Annotated in this window: 1 protein-coding gene; it reads right to left on the bottom strand. The window is 39.0% G+C overall.

Features of this window, described 5'->3' with window-relative positions; all coding sequences use genetic code 11:
• Positions 1 to 299: 299 nt before the first annotated feature.
• Positions 300 to 485 carry a hypothetical protein gene (locus FTU46_RS16595; protein WP_180105351.1) on the bottom strand — a complete coding sequence of 62 codons (186 nt, stop codon included), beginning with the start codon at positions 483 to 485 and terminating at the stop codon, positions 300 to 302.
• Between the last annotated feature and the right edge of the window lie 910 nt (positions 486 to 1,395).

Below are 1,395 nucleotides of genomic sequence, written 5' to 3' on the forward strand. Positions count from 1 at the left end.
CAATAAGCTACGAAAACACCTTCCTCCCTGATTACAAGCTCCCTGTTGACCTAGATTGGTAAGATTTAGGCTTTGCCGACACGTAAGTATTAAAAAAATTGCGAGTTAAGGAGAAATGAGGAGGAGAAGGAGGAACGACGACCGACCGACGAATTTTGACTGAACGAGCAATATTTATTTTTTTATTAGTTGCAAAATATGATCAACTTTTCAGCTTAAAAGACGGAGCTATTTAATCTGAAAAGCAGATCTCTTGGTATATTTACGAAAACTCATGTAACCCTTGTGTAGCAAGGCTTTCAGACGATCTCAAATTCAAGTAGGTTTTTCAGAATATAAAAATCATTGTCGTTGATTGAAATCTGATGTTCACCACTTAAAGACAATAAAACTTCTGTGACCTTTCCTTGTTCTTCAAAGAAATGACCATTCTCTGTATGTACGAATTTTACTGTTTTACCTAAAAGCTCTATGACTTGTTTCATAACAACCACCTTTTTTTTAAGTTTTTGATTTAGTGATTAGTATCATTATGGTGAGAGTTGAGCAGATAGAAGGGAATACTCACCCTAAAGCACCTACAAAGGCACTTTAGGAGTATTTCCTCTGGAGCATCACTACGGAGCCGAGCGTCGCTTCAATCGGAGTGCTTCACGGTATAACGCTGCACCTGTCTTAATTACGGCTTATATCACCGCCTGAACGCATTTAAGACCGCTTATATTGCCTTATGTTCATCGCAAGGGTATTAACCCAATATACTCACGAACGGCTCAAAACTACTCATGCTGCTGCCTGCTTTGTTCAGATCCCCCAGTAACAGGCTTAAAATCACCGCTTAAATGCTGTCGTCACTAATCCTTCCACCCATTTAAACGGACGGAATATTAATTTTGGTAGGTTTTAACAACGAAAGGGATTTATTTTAAATCGTGTGTAGTTATAATCGCTTTACTGCACGGGGATTTTATCCTGATCTTATCTAGTGTTTGCGGCACAGATACTTTCGTTATTAATTAGTTCCAAGTAATTAATAACCGTGCTTTAGAATATATTTTAAGTTGAGCCTTAAAACAATGCCCTAGAATGCGTATTTTAGGGCATTTTTCTTTTATTTACGTATACATGACAACATGTTTACGGGTTTAGGGGGGGTTTTAGGGTCTCCCTAACAAGAATCACAGTGCCCTCTGTGTATGCTTGCTCTTTTTTTTCCCTGGAGACCTTTCCAGGATAAACAGAGGGAACGGAGTGTTCCCGAACTGACGCAATAAGCTACGAAAACACCTTCCTCCCTGATTACAAGCTCCCTGTTGACCTAGATTGGTAAGATTTAGGCTTTGCCGACACGTAAGTATTAAAAAAATTGCGAGTTAAGGAGAAATGAGGAGGAGA

The sequence above is a fragment of the Acinetobacter sp. YH12108 genome (assembly GCF_013419055.1).
GTDB lineage: Bacteria > Pseudomonadota > Gammaproteobacteria > Pseudomonadales > Moraxellaceae > Acinetobacter.